The organism is Francisella sp. SYW-9, assembly GCF_008711465.1.
Taxonomy (GTDB): domain Bacteria; phylum Pseudomonadota; class Gammaproteobacteria; order Francisellales; family Francisellaceae; genus Francisella.
The window spans coordinates 1-4,772 of the sequence record NZ_VXKQ01000058.1; the positions used below are offsets into that span (position 1 = coordinate 1).

Below are 4,772 nucleotides of genomic sequence, written 5' to 3' on the forward strand. Positions count from 1 at the left end.
ATCAAATGGTGTATTAATATCTTTATCAATCTGTTTGGATATACCTATATCTTTATAACTATATTCATTAATAACTAAACTATCATTTAAAACAACTTGATAATCATTACCTTCATTATCTTGCCTAAAGACACTTCTTAATACTTCATGTCTTGATACTATTGATAATATTGATTGCTTAAGAGCTTCTTCATTAACTCCTTCTTTCAAAGATACCAACATTGGTATATGGTAGGCATTACTTCCTCCCTCATACTGCTCTATAAACCATAAACGCTCCTGAGCAAAGGATAATGGATATGCATCTAATCTAAATTTAAGGATTAATAAATTATTAAAATCATTTTTCGAGAAGATTTTATTTTCTATTAAAGTTAGAGTTAAAGATTCTTTATTCTCTTTTATTAAATTTCTATATTTATCTAAATTTCTTAGACTTTTAGGAAAAGACACCTTAATTCTCTGATTATTTATCCATACTTCAATATTATTTTTTCTTAATATGTTTATTAAATTCATTAAAATTCTTCCTCTATTCTTTCTTCTAGGCGGATATTCTTTCTAGAAAAGAAAATCATATTTTCTATATTTTTATTCTCAAATATATCTGCTACATTTATCTGTTTATCTAATTCTTTAGCTAATCTATGTGATAATTTAATAGCTAATATACTATTTCCACCTATCCTAAAGAAATCATCTGTAACACCAACTCTCTCTAAGCCAAGTACTTCACCAAATATACTACATAATCTTTCTTCAAGCTCTGTAGTTGGTGCTACATAACTATCGTCATTAATAAACTCAGGAGCTGGTAATGCCTTACGATCTAACTTACCATTAGCCGTTAATGGAAACTTATGCATTATCCTTATCGAGGATGGAAGCATATATTCAGGTAATACTAAAAGCAACGACTTATAAACAAATTCAGGTGTTATTTTAAAAAAATCATTTTCTTGTGTTTTTATAAATTTATATTCAAAAATGATCCCTGGCTCACAATATTCTCCAACACCTTTATCCAAATCTATAGTTAACCCATTTAATAAATCTTTATGTGTATATACCCCTGACTTAGGGAATTTCATATTTAGACATTTTTCCCAAAAATCAATGTTTGCTGTAATATATTGTGAACGTTCATTAATCTGCTTTAACTCCCCTCCTAGTTGTTGATTCTTCCTAAGCCAGAAATCTTCATAAAAATTATTAATATCTCCTCGATTACAATAGTTTTTTATATCTTCTAGAGGATATTTATTTTTTCCTAACGGTCTTAGAGAAATAAATACCTTACTTAGATCATGCTGAGACGCTAAGTTAAAAACTCCTTTGATTAATCCATCAAATAAACCTAATCCTCTATATTCTTTTGTAATTGTTAGTGATATACAAATTAAAGAGCTTGGTTTATTATCACTAAAACTTAACTTAAAGATGTTTTCCCAAGTCTTTGGATATTTAGGACTAGTATCAGATATATATATAGGCAAACAATTACAAACTGCTACAATATTATCATCTTGATCTACTATTACTAATTGATACTTTAAATATCTTTTGTATAACTCTGCCCATAATAAATCTTCTTCTTTATCTAGAAAAAAGTATTCTGGCCATGAATTTAACTGAGTCTCTACAAACTTTTGTTTTAAATCAGGTCTCTGCTCTAATGAATATATATAAAAATCATATTCTGAATTTTTATATACTCTAGAAGCTTCTTTATTTAATTCAATATATGAATATAAATTTCCTTTTATTGCAGTTGTGATACTATTTGAAACAGATTCTAACTTTCTTACTTGTGTATCAATCTCTCCTAACTCAATACGATAGCCTCGGATCTTAACCTGGTCATCATTACGACCTATATATTCAATATTGCCATCTGCTAACCATCTAACTAAATCTCCTGTCTTATACAATCTTGTATAACCTTTAGCTATATCACTCTCTGTAGCAAATAGATTAGGTATAAATCTCTCAGCTGTTAACTCTGGTCGATTTAAATATCCCCTAGCTAATCCTGCCCCTCCTATATATAACTCGCCAATAACTCCTGTAGGGACTGGCTGACTTCTTGGATCTAATATATATAATTTAGTGTTATTAATTGCTTTACCTATATTAAACGAGTTAGAGATCGTTGCTACAATACTAGATTCTGTTGGTCCATATGTATTATAGATCTTGGCTTGAGTTTCTATATTCCTTGTATAAGGTTCCCCCCCAAGGATTATATGAGTCAAACTACTTCCATTATATTCTTGAATAATAGTATTTATATAGCTAGGAGTACTATTTAAAACCGTTATTCCTTTCTCTTCTATATAGTTATTTACAACTTTATAATCTAATAATTCATAATGACCTAAGATATGTAATTCCCCTGAGCTTAATAGAGACATAAATATACACTCAAACGAAGCATCAAAAATATAGTTTGCTGTCAACAAAGATTTATCTAAAATATTTAAGTTTATTGAGCTTAATTGACTAGTAACCTCATTAACTAACCCTTTATGTTCAATCATCACTCCTTTAGGCACTCCAGTAGTCCCTGATGTATATATAACATACGCCAAATCTGTTGAAGAGCTTTGTGGATTAAGGTTCTCTTTATCTTCTTGATCATATACATAGCTCTGTTCTTGATTTGAATCTATTGATATCAAACTAACATCTCTATTTATATAATAAAGCTTATCCTCCAAATGACTTTGCGTTATAACTAATTTAGCCTGCGTGTCTTCAAGGATATGTCTAAACCTCTCTTGCGGATACTCAGGATCCATAGGTACATATGCTCCTCCTGCCTTCATTACAGCTAAGATACCAATTAACATATCCATACTTCTTTCAAGGCAAAGTGGGATCAATATATCTGGTTTAAGCTCTTGTTTCGTTACTTCCTTATAATGTTTGCGGATATACCTAGCTAATTGATTTGATCTTTCATTAAGCTCTTTATATGTTAACTCCTGATCTTCAAATACTAATGCTACATTATTAGGGTTTTGTTTAACCTGCTCTTCAAACAGCTGATAGATCGTCTTATCCTTAGGATAATCTCTATCTGTCTGGTTCCAAGCATATACTATCTGATCTTTCTCTTGCTCTGTTAATATACTAAGATCTATATGTCTATCATCTAGCTTATCTATAGTTTGCTTTAACAATAGTTGTAATTTATTAAGATGATACTGAGATTTTTCTTTAGATACTAATTCCTCTGTAGTCTTAATCGATATGTAAAGTTCATTATTATGTTCATAGACTATTATACCTATAGGATAATCTAATTTCTCTACTGAGTCTCTAAATTCAAACTGTAATATATGTTTATCTGCTTTGTTGTTGGATTCTGGCATAGGGTAATTCTCATATACTAACAAACTATGAAATAACCTTTGACCCTGTTCTTGTAATTCAGCTAAATTAACATAACTGTGATTACTTAGGTTTGTTATTTGTTTATGTAAATAACTAAGCTGGTCTCTAACTGTATTCTCATTATCCCAATCAACTATCAATGGTAATGTGTTTATATATAAACCTACACTATCCTCTATTCCATTTATTGGTATATCTCTTCCTGATACCGTAGTACCTACTACTGTTCGTTGATCTTGGGTATATATCTGTAATAACTTATGCCATACAAACTGTACCAATGTGTTTGTAGTTATACCTAACTCTTTTGTTATTGCTTTTAAATTACTATAAATATCTTCTGTTATTGATATTACTTCGTTATAAGGACTAGCTAATGAATTAACATCATCCAAATTAACCTTTGTACTTAACAGAGGATTTAAATCATTTGCTACTACTTCAACTAATTGCTCTTGCCAATAATCTCTTACTCTGGCCATATTTGATTGTATATAATCTTGAGCTCTTAAATATGAATCATCTTCTACTACTATTATATCTTTGCTATTCGATAATTCTTTATAATACTCATGCACCTGATTAAGTAATATCGAACCGCCCCAGCCATCATTTATAATATGGTGTAATAAGTAAACTATAGTATAGTGTTCTTGTGATTGCTTTATTATATGCAACCTTAACTGCGTAGGCTTACTTAAATCAAACTCTTGTGCTCTATCTTGTTCTTGAATTATTTTTATTTGAGTATCTTTATCAGCATGATCACTTATATCATGATAAGTGTAGTTTAACTGTCCTTTGCTAAGAGCAATCTGGATTAACTCCTCTTCCCAATTAAACATAGTCCTTAATATAGGATACTTCTCTATAGCTAATTCCCATGACTTAATATATCTATCTACATCTAACTCTTGCTTATAATCAAATAACACCTGTATCTTATATGCATCATCATCAGGATTAGATAACACATGATATATAAATCCTTGTTGTAAACTATTGGCAGGATATATAGCATCTATAGCACTACCTAGCTTTTTAGCTTGTTCTTGAAGGCTATCAAATAAACCTATCGATATATTAGACCCATAATCACTAGGCGTATGATACTCTTTTCCTTCTTCAACTAACTGCTGAGTATGCTCTTGTACTCTTATCAAATTAGCTTGGAATGACTGACTTAACTTATCTGTAGTATCTTTCCCTAACTGCGTTACTACATTAAACCTTAACTCTCCCTCTATAACTATACCATTTATATTTATAACATTATGATCATGGTTATCTGAATGTACAGGCATACCACTACTCTGGGATGCTAATTGCCATAAGCCTTCTTGAGAATCAAATTGACCTAAATAGTTAAAGCT

2 protein-coding genes are annotated in these 4,772 nt (G+C 30.1%); both read right to left on the reverse strand.

The window, feature by feature from the left end:
* The coding region (locus tag F3D62_RS12475; protein WP_150468570.1) for a condensation domain-containing protein at positions 1 to 519 on the reverse strand (519 nt) is incomplete at its 3' end.
* The coding region (locus F3D62_RS12480) for a non-ribosomal peptide synthetase (RefSeq protein ID WP_150468571.1) at positions 519 to 4,772 on the reverse strand (4,254 nt) is incomplete at its 5' end. The genes F3D62_RS12475 and F3D62_RS12480, both read right to left, overlap by 1 nt.